Source organism: Pseudomonas sp. EYE_354 (assembly GCF_023148575.1).
Classification (GTDB): domain Bacteria; phylum Pseudomonadota; class Gammaproteobacteria; order Pseudomonadales; family Pseudomonadaceae; genus Aquipseudomonas.
On sequence record NZ_JAHXNQ010000018.1, the window covers coordinates 79098 to 96701 of the forward strand.

Below are 17604 nucleotides of genomic sequence, written 5' to 3' on the forward strand. Positions count from 1 at the left end.
AAGGAGCCATATATGCGATACCTCTCCATGTATCACGCTGAGCTATCAGCGACGTCCGCAGATGCAAAGGTCATCCTCGCAAATTATATAGAGCATCCGCTGTTCAGTTTTACGGATGCTTTGTGCTGCGGTTTTCACTACGTGTTTATAAAATATGTACCAGATGTCAGTTATTCGAAAGGGTATGCTCTGCGTTCGGCGATAAAGGATTTTCTAGATTTCAGGCAAGATCACAATAATAAGCTCCACCCTGACCTTCATCTAAAGGGGGTTGGGGATATCGGTGTTGAACAGTTTAAGCTTTTTATGGATAGGTTGCGGCGCAATGGCCAAACTCTCTATCCTGCGAGAAGCATAAGATCCGCAGTTTTAAAAGTGGCAAACCACAACGATGATGGCCTTCCACTGTTAACGTTGCCTAGCGTATTGATTAAAACTCAGGTGAGAGAGCCACTCGATGAGGCGGCCGACGCCAGTTTTTATGAATCGATGCGGTCGGAAGTTGATAATATGCGATTCATGCTTGAGTTTCGCAAGCAGGTTGAACTCGCTGAACCATATCGCTTGGACGAAATCCGTCCTTTGATCTCAGAGCTCTTGTTGATCAGTAAAAAATCAGAATGGGTTATTGATCCTGCGCGAGCATTGAAGACTCTTATGTTGGATGGTTACCCATTTAGGGTTACTAAATCCGACTCTACGGAATTGCGCAAAAAAATCCGAAAAATACCATATGTACAATCAATAATCAGTCCTAGCGAATTTGTATTAAGTTGCTGTCTGCCTTATAGTTATTCCATTCTCAGAAAGCAAACACCAGACTCAATTGCTTATGATGATCTGGTGCGAATGTATTATCCTACTGCACAAAATCAAGCAGCTCTGGGGCTTTTCATTCAGCGACAGTCGAGTTGGAACAAAGAGACAGTTATAGCCATCGATAAAAATCACTTTCTGCACCCTATGTCTGAGGTTGCGCATTCTGATGTGGTTCTTGTTGTGTCTGAAAAAGAAAAATCCCAATCGGCTAACAAAAACTATGCGTCTCCAAAACTCGCAAAAGCAATGTCAACCAGATCAGATAGGTACTCCATTTTTAACTTGATGGAGCTTGCTAAGACTCTGTCAGAACCTCTCGCTGAAGTTGTGAATAGCTCGGACAGTTTCGCCCTGGATGATCCGCTGAGACGGTCGATATTCCTATGTCTATCTGAGCATGAATCTGACTGGCAAATCAAAGAGTCCGGCCCTGATATCAGAGTAAACTCGCTGAAAAATCAGAAATATTGGAACATTGGTGTCGCTGAGTTTTTGGGCAAACACCAACTGGTTGACGCCGGTGTGCCACTTAAAAGCGCGATTGACCTGGAGGGGCGGCTTAGGGTGACGTGGGAATACTACAACGCCAAAAAAACCAAGCATCCTTTATCGCTAACCGCCCTGCAACTCGGCCATTCCAGCCTTGAAACCACGAGTGCTCATTACGACAGTTCAGCCATGGCTATCAACGATAGAAAGGTGCGCTATCGGAGCATTCAGGAAGAGTTGATGGAAAAATTCCGAAGTAATAAGTTTCACGGAATTGTCGGTAGCACTGTGCGGGCGAAGTCGGCTGATCCCACCTTTCGTATCTTTACGATCATGGGGCATGAGCGTGCACTGTGGGCTTGTATAGATTCCAGTAAGCCAGACTATCCAGAGGCGGTTGAGCTATTTAAGAATGAGCGTTGTACTCGCTTAGATAAGTGCTTGTTTTGCAGCCGAATCTACGTACTTGGAGACTCATTACCTTTCCTAATGGAGCGGTTATCAACACTTCAGCGCGCCGTCGAGGCGGACGAAGGACGCCTTGAGGTGCACAAAGATGAAATTGAGATTTTGGAGTATCTCCTTAGCATTTGGGGCAACCAATCTGCGATTGCTGAAGCACTTGTTTACATGAGGGCATACGAGGCATTACTCCCGTTCGATATGCGCTCGCTCATCGCCTACATTGAGGATTAACTTGTGTCTAAAAATAATGCTCAAGATGACGATGATTCTTTCCAGTCCGTTTTGGATGAGATTGAGCGCGAAGCGTCTGATGCGGCCGATGCATACTTCTCGGAGTTGTATGAGGCGTCTCATGGTGGATTTGAGGGAGTTTGCAAGCAGCAACTGAGTGGGCTGGTGACGAAGCTGGCCGTGTCGCCTGATGGGTGTTTCCCCGTTTCAGAATATTCCAGTTACAACGAAATGCGATGGGTGTTGTTGCGTTCTGAAGGTTTTAAGGATGTTGTAGTTTATATTGATCGTGCTCGGGAAGACTTGCAGGAGTTGAAGCGAGCTATTTGTTATCACTTCATACCCCATTTTCATCCGATTGGTACCATTCGGAGTTTTCGATCAACTGATACCTATAGCGATGGTTTTCGTTATGTGCAGCGGCATATTTTTGAAGCGAATTTTTTAAACGCTTCTCCAGAACATATCGCCGTCATCACTGCAGGACTTTTGAATGCTGCATTAGATGATGCTCGGGACTCTGGAGTGATGCGCGCTTATTGGTTACTATTTTTCCATATCAATTTCTGGATTTTTTTGTCCGTCGAAAGGCTGATTCCTGAAGAGTTCTGCCTACAGGTAGATTTGAACGATGTTGACACCATAGCGCGTCGAAAAGATATTCAGGAGGTGATTCGAATTTCGCTCGTAGGCTGGAAGCCTTTTTCGGAAGACGAATTACGTGACCTATTAACCTATTCTTTCTATTGGATTGATAAAGGCATTCCGGTAATTAATGAGGTGTTAGACTATTGCAAGGTTCGGCCGGAGATTGATAAAAAATATTATAGTTATGGTAAACGCGATCTCGAATTTGAGGCAGTGGTTGGTAAAGAAGTAGACGGCGTTGTGATAGTTGGGTTTTCGCACACTCCTCAGAAAATAAAACAAACGGGTAGTGGCGGTAAAGTTCTGTCCTATTACACGAATTTGTACACTTGGCGTAAAGGGTTTATGTACGCTGTAGATAGGGTGCGAAACGCGATCTTCATTCTCTTCGGTCTAATGACAGGGCTGCGCAGGCGTGAGCTGGCTCCGCTTCAGTTTGACGACGTTTACAAGAAAAAAAGTGACGGTCTCTGGTATGTTTCTTTCGTCAGGTTTAAAACCAGTGACGATCCCAATTATTTTGGGGAAGCTGATGAGATCCCTCTCCCTGACTACTTAGGAGATGCGATTGCGTCTTATAAGAAGCTTAGAGAGTTTGATAAGTACATGCTCAAGGGGTACTTATTCCAGCCTGTGATTCCGACCCATGAGATGAATCAAGTTGACAGGATGATCACTAAGGTTGCCGTTAATCTCTCTGCGGAGGTTGGTGTTGACGGTCTCCATATTCATCGTTTTAGAAAAACGATTGCTGAAATATTGATTAATAAATCCGAACGTAATATTGATATTATTCGGATGCTTTTTGGTCATTCAAGTTATGTCATGGGGCTACGGTATATTGCAAGGAATCCCTTCTTGGTTTCATCTGTTGTCGAGACCTTGAGAGAGCACTTCGCCAAAGATTTTGTTGATATTCTCCAATCTATCAATTCCGGCGTTTATGCTGGAGAGGCTGCCAATGGTCTTGCTGGTCGCATGGCTGGTAGGCCGGACATTTTTGTCGGGAAACTTTTGAAGCTTACGGTTCTCGAGTATGTCTCTCATATGTTTCAAGGCGGTGAGGCTGTCTTGGTTCAACGTACGACGCTTAGTACGTTTTGTATGAGCGGACTTATTCATGCAGGCGAGTCTCTACCTCCGTGCATCGCTAATCGGGCGAATCTGATTTATCCAGTAAGCCCGGACGTATCGAGCTGTCATATTCATTGTTCTCGCAATTTAGTGCTAGGTTCTGCTCAAGGTTCTATCGAACAGAATTTAAAGTTTTACAAGACGATCAGGTCATCCTCTAGAAAGCTCAGTTACGCCGCCCAATTTGAGCTGGATCAAAAGATCAGCATTAATGAGAAACTGCTTGAAGAGTTGCTGCACCCTAAACCAACTGTTATCGAGCGTGAGGTTTCGCAATCATGATCAGCCGTTCACGTAAACGACAGAAGAACAGGGGAAAGCGATAATGACTGCAGTTAGCACTGAACAGCGGCTCAAAAAAATCATCTGTGATCATTACCTTAGCGGCTCTTCAGAGCGCCTTACTATGATCGAGGTTTGCGCCCGCGCGGAAATCTCCCGCCAGGCTTTTCATAAATTTTATAGCCATCTCAAGCCGTATCTGACTGGGGCCAGGAATGTTGATGAGTTGCTGGTCGGAGACCAAGCTGATGCCAGTAAAACAATCATCCAGTGCCAGAAATTGGTTAGAGAGGCGCAAGCCGAGCTGAGGTATGTTAAGGAAAACCAGCAGAAAGAGCACCAGAAGCTTGAGGGGAATCTTTTAACGACCCTCATGAATGGTGACGTGCTAATCCATCACTCCCGAGAGCTTACTAACGAACTAAAGAAGAAAGCGCTCCATAATGAGATTCTCAAGCGAAATCTCTTAGAGAAGGAACTCGAACTATCAGAAAACCGTGGTTTGAGCAGCGCTGTAAAGCAGCAGGGCAAGCCTGAGTCCATGATTATGAAGTTCCAGTTAGATACTCGGGATGCTGTGGCCAGATATTCAGAGACTCAAGACCTGGCTGGTTATTACGGAGATAAGACTCTCGCAGTCAGTAAGCTAAAGGAGAAGCTACAAAAATTCCTGAAGAAAGGTCTTGTCAGGGTTGTGATTTTTCAGAATCGTTTCATTTCGTCGTTCGATAAGTTTGTCGAGAAGAACTTTCGTCCAGAGGATGACGCTGTTGTAGTAATTGATTTGCCTCTTGCATCCAGATCCGAAATTCGGGACTTCGTCCGTGGTTTGGTCGATGCAAGGCCACTCGAGATATTCGTTCCGTATTGTGACAGCGAGGCAACTATCAAAGCCCAGCGCGGCTTTTTGTATGGCCAGATTCCCGCTCCTGAATTTCGAAGCTTCGATAAAGAGCCGCTGCCTAGTATTCAGGATGGTTTTGATCGTGTAGTGGTGTCTAAAATTGCCCAAGGAGATTGAGATGCTTGAGATCTCCAGAAAGCTAATTACCTATGCGTGCCCACTGTCGGGTAAGGAAACCACTCACTACATACTGATTGCGGAAAGCGGGCAAAAGCGTGTGCTTCTAAGCCATGCTAATCTTTACCTTCGCGCTGTCACGGCACAGTCCGAGGACACATCTAATAGATACTCCCATTTAATTGCCAAGTTCTATCGATATTTGTCTACCACTGCTAAGTATGAAGGGGTAGAGCTTTATCAATATCATGCGCTCGTAGACAACGATGATTTGAAAAATTGGCAGGTTCATCGAGCGATTAAGCGTCAGGCAAAACAGTCCTTGAAGCCTAGTACAGCTACGATCATTGATGAGGGTAAACTCGTCTACGGATTCTTTTACTGGTTGGATTCGGAAGGCTATTCTAGTTGCTTAAATTTCAAGCTAAAAACCTGGCAGCCTAATTTTAAGAACAATGATTTGCTCAGCTATATCAAACGTGAGGCGCGCGTTGCATTGGATGGTAAAGGCATTAAAGCCTTGGATCGTGATTGGCGACAGAAGCAAAGCTATTCACTTATCACTAACCAGGAGATCAGGGATTTCGTTGGTGGGTTCCATGACCCGGTCTACGTAGCGATGTTCATGCTTGCGCTGGGCACCGCGATGCGCCCTATGGATCTATGTGATTTCCCCTATGCGGGCAATGGCTTTAATCGGCATATCCAGCCACATGAAAACATGACGTTCGATGAAGAAACCGTTGAATACCGAATCTATTTTAGTAAAGGCAAAAAGCACCGTACCATCAGGATTCATCAAGGTGATCTCAAAGCTTTAGCCGATAACTATACGAATACGCTCTACCCGCCTAGGGCAGAGTTATACACCAAAAAGTATGGTAAGCCTTGCCCACCTTCGATTCTGTTTTTGAATGCCGCTGGGGAGCCTGTGACACCTAGGATGATAGCGACTCGCTCCAGTGCTGCGAAAGTGCGGGCTATAAGCAATGGTTCGAAAATGCGCTCTGATGTTTGCTTCTATGACAGCAGGCATTGGTGGCCAACCATGTTTTTGATCAAGCGATTTGGGTCGGGATTGCTGGGTGAGCTTAGTGAAGTAAAAGACATCGCTGCAATGGAAGTGCTGAAAGCGCAGATGGGCCACGCTCACCTGCATACTACCTACGATCACTATGTTGATGTAGCACGTGTTCTGTTGCTCGCGCACGAAGGCTACGTGAACGAGCTCTACATCAACGCGGATCAGACTGTCAGTGAGTTTCTAAGCGCGCCAGTATTCAAAAGTTAAGATCGGGATCCCGGGATGGCTCACATTGTCTCTGGTTTGGGCTTGCCCCCTTCGGGGTAGGGCTGTCGTAAACCAAACCCTGGCTGCGTCAGGTTTTGGCCCTACGGGCTTCCATCCTCAAGCCTCTGGCCCAGAGGGCCGGCGCGCTCCGCTTGCGGTAATGGCCTATAAGCTCAAGCGTTAGTCAACATCTTCATCCTGACCACCATGGTGCGGCGTACAAGGGCTGTTCGATGCGCCAGTATGAGTGCCGAGGTATCAGGGCCATACATTGCATAGTCGAGAGTGTCTGCAAACTGCCCTGTTTTCGGCCAAACGCTTCCATCACTTGCACGCCATGCCAAATCCCGTGCGAGAACAAAATCGCTCTTCAGCATATTGAACATGGCGAACAATGGCGGCGGGCTCCCCCCCATATCTATCTCACGCTCGAGAATTCCTGGAAGGGTAAGCCAATCTAGCTTGCCCAAGGACGGATCGACGAGCTCGACAGTTGGGGCTAACGTCAGGCGCTCCTCCTCCACCCATTTGATGAATGGGTCGATGTGCTCAGGCCGCGATAGCGGGTCACTTAACTCACCTGCTAGCGCTTCAACGTTGGCCGCTAGCGGTTTATAGCCGCCATCAGTAGCCAGGAGCATTTTTTCGAAAGCGCTGCCTCTGTAGTGATGCAAAGCCTACTTCGCGAGACCTTCGGCGACCTTCCTGCATAGTAGTTCGAGGGATATTCAGATTGCTTCTGCTTTGAGCTTGCCCCCTTCGGGGTTCGGCTGGCGTGAACCAAACCCTGACTGCGCCAGGTTTTGGCCCTCCGGGCGTTCATCCTCAAGCCTTTGGCCCGTCGTGGGCCGGCGCGCTCCGCTTGCGCTTTGGGCTAGGCGCTACAGGACTCGGTTGAGTATGAGCATCCCGTTTAAGGACTGGGCGACATTCTAGTGGTGCCACCGTTGAAGGACGCGCGCGAGCGCGGTACGGCTATTTACGTCAAGCAAGTGCAAAACTATCTCGTTGGTTGATTGCTAAAGCGTAGATCTGAAATACGAATAAGAATGCCTAGTCATTCAGTTACGGCTTTGTAATTTTTTGCGCTGTTTGTGTTTTTATATCCCTGAAATAAAAAATTACCGAATCCTATTTCGTTCGGAAATTCGAGATGGCACTGCGGTAGTTACAACTAGAAACATAATATTCCGAATATAAAGCCAACCTTTACGGGTTGCATTGCACTACCCGATGAACGGTACTTAAGCGCGCCTAACGAGTGACGACATAGCTGACAATTCAAACGAGGCTCTCATTATGATATTGCGCAAACTCAACCTTGCTCCACGCTCGGCTCTGTGCTTCGGTTTCTTTTGCCTGATGATTATTGCGCTGGGGATGATCGCTCTCAAACAGGCGTCAAGCTTGAAGGATTCTGAAAGCTTCGTTGAGACGAATGTCGTACCCAGCATATTCATACTTGGCGTAATTGACAGGGAGTTCGTAAGTATTAGAGGTAGCAACGCACGGTTGCGAAACCCCGTAGAGCCAGAGAGCCGTAAAGCTCAAGCTTTGGAGGAATTGAAGAGGGCTAGAGTTAATATTCAGAATTCTCTGTCGAATTTGCAACCGCTTATTGTAACCTCGATGGGCAAGCAGAAAATTGATGAGCTTTCAAAAAGCTTAACCAGCTATCAGGTGTTACAAGATCAATACCTATCTCTAATTTCTTCTGGAAATTTAGACGAAGCAGTCAAGCTTTCCAGCGAGTCGATGAAACAATCTGCTGACGCTGTTGAGGGCGATATCAAAGGAATGATAGAAGTTAACAATAGTAAGGCTAAACGAGCAGGGGAGGAGGCGAGCCAAACCTATGAACAAGCTAAATTGATCGTTGGTGGTTTTATATTGATCAGCACCTTGGCCGCTATTGCACTAGCTCTGATGTATACCCGAAGTATTACCAGCCCGATCAGTCAATCATTAGCCATTGCTGAGCGCATAGCTAAAAACGATCTCACCGGAGTTATTGAAGCTCAAGGGCACGATGAGGTGGCCAGGCTCATGCGGGCGTTAAGCGCTATGCAGCATGGTCTGCGAAATACCCTTTCTTTGATATCTGATTCCTCCAATCAGTTGGCGTCGACTTCTGAAGAAATGCATGCTGTCACCGAAGACGCAAATAAAGGCATGCTGCGTCAAAATAACGAAGTTGAAATGGCAGCAACTGCCGTCACTGAGATGAGTGCAGCGGTAGAAGAGGTAGCTAGGAATGCCTCGCAAGCTTCTGAAGCAGCCAATCGATCCAACTCCGCCGCGTTGGCTGGCCGTGCACGCGTCGATGAAACCGTACAGGCCATTAGCTTGATGGTCGCAAATGTTGAAGACGCATCCCAAGAGGTACAAGGGCTCGCCATAATGGCCACCGACATCAGCAAGGTTTTGGATGTGATACGCGCTATCGCCGAACAGACCAATCTTCTTGCGTTGAATGCGGCTATCGAAGCCGCTCGTGCCGGTGAGGCTGGTCGAGGCTTCGCAGTAGTCGCTGATGAAGTCCGAGCATTAGCTCATCGTACTCAGCAATCAACCAGTGAAATTGAGCAGATGATCAGCTCAATTCAAAAAGGTACTGGATCTGCTGTGTCTGCAATGACTCACACAAACACCCAAGCCCAGAAAACTCTGGACACTGCTCAAGGCGCTGGTTCCGCGTTGGTGGAGATTACCGAATCTATCGACAATATTACTGAGCGCAACGTCCTGATTGCGACCGCGTCGGAAGAGCAGGCCCAGGTTGCAAGGGAGGTAGATCGCAGCCTGGTGAGTATCCGTGATCTTTCAAATCAAGCGGCAGAGGGCTCAAGTCAGACAGCTATTGCAACGTCCGAACTCACAAAACTAGCGGTCGAATTGAACAGGCTGGTTAAGCAATTTCAAATGTAGTGATAGCCTTCTTTACTGGAGGGTTGCATTCTTAAACTAACGACATCTACCAGGCAGCTCGCAACTTTGAAGTAGAAATCCGGTGTTCCGGGTCTTCGGAGCACCGGTAGGATAATTCTTTGATTTTCACCTTTCCGTTGTCATCCTGGCGAAAGCGGAATGGTTGTGACCGTCCTCAAAAGCCCTCCGTCTGCAGCGTGAGAGCTCTAATTGAATCTGGAGTAAGCCTATTTGGGGATATACGCAGCTACCGACTTGCGAATCTCTTCCCGCGCTTCATCGGCGCTGCCCCAGCGGCCCATCTTCACCCACTTACCCGGTTCCAATGCTTTGTAGTTTTCGAAGAAGTGCTGGATCTGTGCGAGGAGTAACGCAGGGAGGTCTGAGCACTCCTTGACGTCGCTGTACATAGAACTGAGTTTGTCATGAGGCACTGCAATCACCTTGGCATCCGCTCCGGCTTCGTCTGTCATATACATCACACCCACTGGACGACTACGAATGACAACGCCAGGCGATACCGGGTAAGGGCAAACCACCAGGACGTCCAGCGGATCACCATCTTCGCTCAGCGTGTTCGGGATAAACCCGTAGTTGGCCGGGTAGAACATCGGTGTGCTAAGGAAGCGATCAACGAAGATCTGTCCACTAGGCTTGTCCACCTCGTACTTAATCGGCGAATGGTTTGCAGGAATCTCGATAACGGTGAAAAAGTCATCGGGGATGGCGTTACCAGCTGGAATATCTGTGTAGCTCATGTTCATAGCTCCGAAGTTTTGGAAGGGGCTGCGCTGGAGGGCGTTTTTCCAAGAGTGCCCATCTCGATTGGCGTCTTAGTGAAAAACACCGAAATCTCCTCGGAGTCCAGTCGTGTGAACAACCGTGCTGCCTCATCTTCCGTGATTGCCAAGCGAATTTCCGTGGGCTGATCAGCCAGCTCAAAAAAATGTGATGAATGCAGTTTGCCGGTGTGCCCAAACCCTTCAATTCCAGTGCAGAGCGTGGCGCCGCGTAACCCCATCTCTTTAGCCACATCGACGATCCATTCGCCGAGCATCTTTCCTTGGTAGCGACGGTTCTGTTGGGTGAAGAAAACGACCATATAGCCTTTCATTTCTAACTCCTCAGCGAGTACCAATCATTTGGTAGGACAGAAGCCCGGCAGCGGTCATCGCTAACGAACCTATGACGTGCAACGAAATTGAGCCAAGCGCCCAGAGCAGTCTGCCTTCCTGAATCAAGGCAACCGTTTCGGCTGAAAATGTAGAAAAGGTGGTAAGCCCGCCACAGAAACCCGTGATGATCAGGAGACGCCACTCTGGGCTTAGTGTCGGAGATGCGGCCAAGAAGGCGATGGCCAAGCCGATGATGTAACCCCCAACCATATTCGCGACCACAGTGCCTGGAGGAATCGTAGGAAACAGAGCATTCAGCTTCATCCCCAAAAGCCAACGCAACCAGGCTCCAAGTGAAGCGCCAACGGCGATAAGTACAAGTGATTTCAGCATGGCCGGCCCACCTCATCAGATCTGAGTGGACTAACGGCCAACCGGCTTGCGCGGGAGCGGAAAGATAAGAAACGCTTGAAGGGTAAAGTCATATCCTGTCCTAGATTGGGGACAGGGAGCCACACCTACGCTCCCTGTCTAGGGTTCACGTAGGCATCATCAGCACAAGGCGGTTTTAAGGAGGAATGCCATCTCCTTTTTCATCCTATAACACCGCATGCAAAGGGTTCAAGTTGTCTTTAGCAGTACACTGGCGAGGTATCCACAGTATCATCCGACTAATATTTGAAGGGCATGCTGACTCTCCTAATGACGCACCAAGCAAGACAGATCTAAGTTTCAGGCATATTCCCGTTCCGCTGTGCCTGTAAGTCTACTTGTATCTACTCATGGGTAAGTCACAGCGCGATGGATAAGAAAATTACCGTCGATCAACTGGCTACCACCGACCTAAGATCAATCAACGAAATATGGCTCGGCGGGACGCATATCCAGCTATGCCTATGGCGTGGCAAACAAGTCTTCACCCACGAAATAATGAGCGAGGGCACCCACGATCAGAACGTCCGACGCCTGTGCTTGCAGTTGGTCGACTCTGACGATCAAACCGCAGTGACCAGCGTTGAGGTAATTGTGCGCGAACGGCTGAAAAACATGGGGAAGGAGGGCGAGTTTTATCCCGCTGGGGAGGCGGACACTCATCAATAAGAAAAGGAGCATCGGGCATTCATGGGGAGTTAATCCAAGGCCAGCTGTCGCTTGGAAGCGTATCTTCCGATGATGATCCTGGAGCGCTTAGGATTACTCACTCAATTCAGTAACACCATGGAGCAGGCCACGGTTTATGGATATCGAATTTCGCGGTAATGGCATGCGTGAAAACCCGTCTGTAGGTACATGCGATGAGTACGGCGTGAGCGGGATTACTAGCTTTGACGATCTGACCGAAGCTCGTCGTAACATTGCTAAGGCGCACCCAGGCTTTAAACTCCTGATCTCGCTCGATGATCTGCACCAAGCTCGCTACACCTCGGGGCATGCGCGCAATAATTTAGGGATGGACGATGCATCGGAACAGGACGTAGCGGGCTTACCTCCAGAGTGCTTCGAGCAGGGTGAATACATAGGCTATCCGACTACGAAAGCGGAGTTTGCAATTTGCTATCGCAATTTCATGAACCTGGTAGCAGCCACATCTTTCGAAGATGCTTGCGCTCATGGTTTGACACTCAATGAGCAGGCCCTGCAGGAGTGGATCGCTTACCAGAACGACCCTATTTCTCTTCTAGAGCAGCCCCTTTCAGCTCTCCTGGTACCCGTTCAGCAGTCTTGCCAGGCACTTGCGGCTTTTCCGAATGGCTATTTCACTTCAGATCTGGATCCAGCGAAAAACTTTGCGGTTGCGCGTCACTTTTCAGAAACACATGGCTATGAGTTGATGGGAGTAGGTGCTTCTCACATCGGCTTCATTCGTTCTGAGCCGCCTGATACACCCCTAGCGAACGTAGTAGCCAAAGACTTCTGTGCACTCTATAACACTAGCGATGAAGACCGACAAGCGCGCGTTTGCGCAGTTGCACAGGCGATCTCCGGTCGGACGCATTTGTGGCTCCGTTACGTGGAATGATCTCCGTGCGCAGCAAAAGCCTGGCTGAATAGAGGCCAGAACTTGTGAGAGGTCTGGGGGAATTTGGCTGTCTTTAGGAGGGTAGTTGCTTTTCACGTTGTGTTCGGCCCGCGACGATAGTGCTACTGAGTCAAGAAAGATCTGACTGACTTACGTCTCTTGGCGAGCCGCTTTGCGCGGGCAGGCTGTCGTAAACCGAGCTCCCGCGTCCCGCTGTATCTCGGCCCTGCGGGCGTCCGTCCTTCACGCTTTCGGCTGTGCCAGCCTGCGCGCTCCGCTTGCTTCGGTTACTCAGCGCTTTCCGACGTCCTGTAGTTAAGCTGGATTGGCGCCCACAGACTCCCAGCTGTCTCGATCTAGTGAAAGGATCAGAGAGGCATCAGTTATTCAGATTGCTTCGCACCAAGCTGGGAAAGGCGGCCTTCAATGGGCGAGAAGCTAACTCTGTCAAGTTGTTCTCAGTGGACATTCAACAAACCTAACAAATGAAGCGCGAATTATTATCAAAATTAACATCACCTATGCTTATGGTAATAAATATAAAAAGCAATCTATTTGAGCTGTGCGTGAGAAAAAAGCTCAATAAACATACTTGCCTGCCGATACCTTCCCTGATCAATGGCACGCCTCAAGGTTGACCATATCTCCCCTATGAAGAGAAAGCTCTATGACTTGGTTTTTGAACTTGCGCCTTGCGGAAAAACTGTCCACATCATTCTTGATATGCGCATTGATAACTATCGCGATTGGGCTCGTCGGGATGAACGGCAACTCACGGCTGGGCGACGCGATTTCATCTGTATTTAGCAATAATATAACTTCAATTAACAAGGTAAATGAGGCCCTGCAGCAAGTAATTTATCATAATAGAGACCTATACTTGTTGCTGGCACAAAAATCTAGTGGTGCAGCTGAGGGGGAACTCGCAACCACTCAAAAATCATTGTCTGACCGCCAGCGTGCTGTAGAGAAAGCATTTGCTATTTATCGTAGCACCCCGCTGCGCGATGACGAAAAGGCCTTAGGTGATAACTTTGAACGGGATTGGCCTGCTTATATTAGAGCGGGAGAGCAGTTCGCAAATGTTTTGATGTCGGGGGATTTGCCAAGGGCGAGATTGCAACTGATAGGAGACGTCAGCGATAAGTACGGTTTCGCTGAGAAAGAGATGTTAGGGATAATTGCATCTAACAATGATCAAGCGGACGATCTCCGAAGTGAAAGCGATGCGCTTATTTAAAGTTCTAAGCTAACGATGATTGTAGGTATGGTAATCGCGTTCGTCCTGGCAATGGGCCTGGGTGTTCTTATTACGCGACTCATTACCCGGCCACTCTCCTATGCAGTATCGGCTGCAGAGCGTATTGCAGGTGGAGATCTTACGCAACGTATTGACGCAGGTAGCCAGGACGAAACCGGGAAATTACTGTCCTCCCTTGATGAGATGCAGGCGAGCCTTCGAAGCACAATTCAAAATATATCCAGTGCATCAGATCAGCTAGCTTCGGCAGCAGAAGAGCTGAGCGTCGTAACGGACGAGAGCACACGGGGTCTTACTCAGCAGAACAGTGAAATCGAACAGGCTGCTACCGCTGTGAATGAAATGACAGCTGCGGTAGATGAAGTCGCTCGCAATGCCGTTTCTACAGCAGAAATATCGCAAAGAACCAATCAAGACGCCATGGCTGGCAAAAGTAAGGTTGGAGAAGCTGTTGTAGCGATTGAAGGAATGGTTGGGGAAATCAACTCATCGAGCTCGCAGGTTCAAGAGCTTGCTCATCAGACGAAAGAAATTAGCAAGGTGCTTGAGGTCATCAGGTCGATTGCTGACCAAACCAATCTCCTAGCTCTGAATGCGGCCATTGAAGCTGCACGAGCGGGCGAGCAAGGTCGCGGATTTGCAGTAGTAGCTGACGAGGTAAGGGCTCTAGCTCATCGTACCCAATCATCGACTATTGAAATCGAGGGGATGATTAACGCTGCTCAGACAAGCGCTACTTCTGTAGTAGAAACCATGACCAAGAGTCAGAGCCAGGCAAATAACACACGTCAGCTTGCGCAGGCTGCAGGCATTGCTCTGGAGTCAATCACGGAGGGTGTAGCTGCAATCACAGAACGCAACCTGGTTATCGCAAGCGCGTCAGAAGAACAGGCACAGGTTGCTCGTGAGGTAGATCGTAACCTCGTCAACATTCAAAGCCTGTCAGCTCAAACAGCTACAGGTGCGCATCAGACAAATGCCTCGAGCCACGAACTCTCGAGGCTGGCAGTGTCCTTCAACCAGTTGGTAGCCAAATTTAAGCTGTAGATCCCGCAGGAAAGTGCGCTTTTGCTGGCGCACTTTTCACCCTACGTTACACAAGCACGGGATTGCCAATAGGTATAACTCAACTCGAACCGACCAAAGCGAGTCGGCGGGTGGCAATCAAAGTTCACTCAATTGTATACTTATTGCGCAGTCTTACCCTTGAGCTACAGGAACATCAGCATGACTGTACTCCAAACGATCTACTGGCAGCCTACGCCGCCTTAGCGCTAGGCCCCCTCGCAATACCTCGTATCCGCCTGTTCCGCTCGCGGTGCGTTCTGCTGTATGCCCGGTTCTCACACCCAAAGCACACAGCCAAATAATCCTCAAAATATGAATTCGTATCGACGCGCTCGCCATTCGCCTGGTGTGCGTTCGGTGCATTGCCTTGGATATTCTGATGCTGCAATCACTCAAAAAAACGTGGTTCTCTAACGTTCGTGGAGATGTGCTCGCGGGAATCGTGGTCGCACTAGCGCTGATCCCCGAAGCCATCGCCTTTTCCATCATCGCCGGCGTTGACCCAAAGGTCGGGCTTTACGCCTCTTTCTGTATCTGTGCTGTTATCGCCTTTGTCGGTGGTCGTCCCGGCATGATCTCGGCGGCTACCGGCGCCATGGCACTGCTCATGGTTACTCTGGTTAAAGAGCACGGACTTCAGTATCTGCTTGCAGCCACGTTGCTCTGTGGGGTACTTCAAATCCTTGCCGGCTACCTGAAGCTTGGCTCGTTGATGCGCTTTGTTTCACGCTCGGTAGTCACCGGCTTCGTAAACGCATTGGCGATTCTGATATTTATGGCGCAATTGCCTGAGCTGACCAATGTCACCTGGCATGTCTACGCCATGACGGCAGCGGGCCTCGGGATCATCTACCTGTTCCCATACGTACCTAAGATCGGCAAGCTGATTCCGTCACCGTTGGTGTGCATCCTGACGCTGACTGCCGTCGCCATTTACCTCGGTTTGGATATCCGCACCGTCGGTGACATGGGCCAACTGCCTGACACGCTCCCGATCTTCCTCTGGCCTGAAGTTCCGCTGACTTTTGAAACCCTGCGCATCATTTTCCCGTACTCGGCTGCCTTGGCTGTAGTGGGTTTACTCGAGTCAATGATGACCGCGACCATTGTCGACGATCTGACCGATACCACCAGCAACAAAAAACGCGAGTGCAAAGGCCAGGGTGTGTCCAACATCGCTGCCGGCATGCTTGGCGGCATGGCGGGTTGCGCGATGATCGGCCAGTCAATCATCAACGTGAAATCGGGTGGCCGCACCCGTCTCTCGACATTGTGTGCCGGCGTTTTCCTGCTGCTGATGGTGGTATTTCTTGGAGAATGGCTCTCAAAAATCCCTATGGCCGCACTCGTAGCAGTCATGATCATGGTGTCAATCGGTACCTTTAGCTGGGATTCCCTGCGCAATCTGAAAGAGCATCCGCTGTCGACCAACCTCGTCATGGTGGCGACTGTCGTGGTCGTCGTGGCCACTCACAACCTGGCCTACGGCGTAATGGTAGGTGTGCTGCTGGCTTCGCTGTTCTTTGCTAATAAGGTCGGGCACTACCTGGATATCAAGACCACTCTGGAAGAGACGGAGTCGCATCGGACTTACCACGTCATGGGCGAGGTGTTCTTTAGCTCTGCAGACAAGTTCACTGAAGTTTTTGACTTCAAGGAAGCGCTCAACAAGATCACCATCGATCTCACGCAGGCGCATTTCTGGGATATCACCGCCGTCGCAGCGCTGGATAAGGTGGTTATTAAGTTCCGCCGCGAGGGCGCCGAGGTAGAAGTGCTCGGTCTCAATGAGGCCAGCGCCACAATCGTTGAGCGCTTCGGCGTGCATGACAAACCCGGTGCCATCGACAAGCTCATGAGCCACTAAGGAGAACGACAATGACCCACGTAATGGCCTGCATCGACAACTCACAATCCTCATTGTCGGTCTGCGATTACGCAGCATGGGCGTCGCTACAACTTAACGCGCCCCTTACCTTGCTGCACGTATTGGATGAGGAGAAATACCCTGCATCTGCAGACCTGAGCGGCAATATCGGCCTTGGCAGTCGAGAGCATCTGCTGGAGGAGCTGGCTACATTGGATGCCCGGCGCGCCAGGCTTGCTCTGGAGCAAGGTCAACACATGCTTGAAAAGGCCAGGGAGCGAACGGTCATTTGCGGAGCTGCATTTCCTGAGCTAAAGCAGCGCCACGGACACTTGATAGAAAGCCTAGTTGACCTTCAGGACGATATTCGACTCTTGGTCATTGGACGAGTGGGTGAAGACAGCACACGTGGAGTGCACAGCCTTGGCAGCCAGATTGAATCTGTCGTGCGCACAATTCACCGTGCAATTTTGATCACGAGCAACGGCTATAAAAAGCCAGAAAAAGTAATGCTCGCTTTTGACGGCAGCCCCACAGCCCACAAAACCGTTGAACTGCTTTCCGCGAGCCCGCTCTGCACAAATCTACCGATTCATCTCGTTATGGTTGGCGCTGGCTCGGAAGCCAACCGAGAAGCGTTGGAGAAAGCCCAGAGCACGCTCATTAGTGCTGGCTTTGTCGTCCAAGCTCAGATCGTGCAAGGAGAAGTGGAAGCAGCGTTGCACGTTTATCAAGCCGAGCATGGAATTGATCTGCTAGTCATGGGCGCTTATGGGCACTCGCGCATCAAACAATTTCTGGTCGGTAGCACAACTACGACGATGCTCCGCACAGCTACCATGCCTGTATTGCTGCTCCGCTGAAGTGACACGCCTAACCGCAGTGTTTCCAACACTCTGGAAACACTGCGGTTAGGCTACGAAACGCTGGTGGTGGGCCACGTCAACTAACCTGGCTGCTAACGC

The 17604-nt window shown here is 49.4% G+C and carries 13 protein-coding genes, 1 pseudogene and 1 riboswitch; of the genes and pseudogenes, 10 read left to right on the forward strand and 4 right to left on the reverse strand.

Annotation, left to right across the window (positions count from 1 at the left end):
- Positions 1-12: 12 nt before the first annotated feature.
- From KZX66_RS22265 to KZX66_RS22280, 4 genes are read left to right on the forward strand one after another with little or no spacing between them, the layout of a single operon-like run.
- A complete protein-coding gene (locus KZX66_RS22265; RefSeq protein WP_248083412.1) occupies positions 13-2004 on the forward strand; it encodes a hypothetical protein in 1992 nt (663 codons plus the stop codon).
- 3 nt (positions 2005-2007) lie between these two features.
- Positions 2008-4068, forward strand: a complete 2061-nt coding sequence (locus KZX66_RS26450; RefSeq protein ID WP_248083413.1) for a tyrosine-type recombinase/integrase — start codon at positions 2008-2010, stop codon at positions 4066-4068.
- A gap of 43 nt (positions 4069-4111) precedes the next feature.
- Positions 4112-5089, forward strand: a complete 978-nt coding sequence (locus KZX66_RS22275; protein ID WP_181643136.1) for a hypothetical protein — start codon at positions 4112-4114, stop codon at positions 5087-5089.
- A 1-nt stretch (position 5090) separates the two neighbouring features.
- Positions 5091-6380, forward strand: a complete 1290-nt coding sequence (locus KZX66_RS22280) for a site-specific integrase (RefSeq protein ID WP_181643137.1) — start codon at positions 5091-5093, stop codon at positions 6378-6380.
- A gap of 173 nt (positions 6381-6553) precedes the next feature.
- Here the strand turns inward: KZX66_RS22280 and KZX66_RS22285 are convergent, their stop codons facing one another.
- Positions 6554-7054: an LA2681 family HEPN domain-containing protein gene (locus KZX66_RS22285; RefSeq protein WP_242461403.1), complete on the reverse strand. Its 501-nt coding sequence runs from the start codon at positions 7052-7054 to the stop codon at positions 6554-6556.
- Between the two features lie 625 nt (positions 7055-7679).
- On the opposite strand from KZX66_RS22285, the gene KZX66_RS22290 reads away from it, so the two are divergent.
- Positions 7680-9308: a methyl-accepting chemotaxis protein gene (locus tag KZX66_RS22290; protein ID WP_248083414.1), complete on the forward strand. Its 1629-nt coding sequence runs from the start codon at positions 7680-7682 to the stop codon at positions 9306-9308.
- Between the two features lie 227 nt (positions 9309-9535).
- On the opposite strand, the gene ppa is transcribed toward KZX66_RS22290, so the two are convergent.
- From ppa to crcB, 3 genes are read right to left on the reverse strand one after another with little or no spacing between them, the layout of a single operon-like run.
- Entirely contained in the window at positions 9536-10066 is a 531-nt protein-coding gene (ppa, locus tag KZX66_RS22295) for an inorganic diphosphatase (protein WP_181643139.1), read from the reverse strand.
- Between the two features lie 2 nt (positions 10067-10068).
- Entirely contained in the window at positions 10069-10422 is a 354-nt protein-coding gene (locus KZX66_RS22300) for a DUF190 domain-containing protein (protein WP_181643140.1), read from the reverse strand.
- Between the two features lie 10 nt (positions 10423-10432).
- Positions 10433-10816 carry a fluoride efflux transporter CrcB gene (gene crcB / locus KZX66_RS22305; RefSeq protein ID WP_181643141.1) on the reverse strand — a complete coding sequence of 128 codons (384 nt, stop codon included), beginning with the start codon at positions 10814-10816 and terminating at the stop codon, positions 10433-10435.
- Between the two features lie 143 nt (positions 10817-10959).
- Positions 10960-11021, reverse strand: a riboswitch (Fluoride riboswitch).
- Positions 11022-11224: 203 nt separating this feature from the next.
- Between crcB and KZX66_RS22310 the strand changes: the two genes are divergently transcribed.
- The 5 genes and pseudogenes from KZX66_RS22310 (at position 11225) to KZX66_RS22330 (ending at position 17502) form a co-directional block, all read left to right on the forward strand.
- Positions 11225-11524, forward strand: a complete 300-nt coding sequence (locus KZX66_RS22310) for a hypothetical protein (protein ID WP_181643142.1) — start codon at positions 11225-11227, stop codon at positions 11522-11524.
- 136 nt (positions 11525-11660) lie between these two features.
- On the forward strand, positions 11661-12443 hold the full coding sequence (locus KZX66_RS22315; protein WP_242461404.1) for a DUF4253 domain-containing protein: 783 nt from the start codon (positions 11661-11663) through the stop codon (positions 12441-12443).
- Positions 12444-13110: 667 nt separating this feature from the next.
- Positions 13111-14751 (forward strand): annotated as a pseudogene (locus KZX66_RS22320) (methyl-accepting chemotaxis protein).
- A 400-nt stretch (positions 14752-15151) separates the two neighbouring features.
- Positions 15152-16639 carry a SulP family inorganic anion transporter gene (locus KZX66_RS22325; protein WP_181643202.1) on the forward strand — a complete coding sequence of 496 codons (1488 nt, stop codon included), beginning with the start codon at positions 15152-15154 and terminating at the stop codon, positions 16637-16639.
- 11 nt (positions 16640-16650) lie between these two features.
- The gene (locus KZX66_RS22330; protein WP_248083415.1) at positions 16651-17502 is read left to right on the forward strand and encodes a universal stress protein; all 852 of its coding nucleotides are present in this window, start codon (positions 16651-16653) and stop codon (positions 17500-17502) included.
- Positions 17503-17604 lie beyond the last annotated feature (102 nt).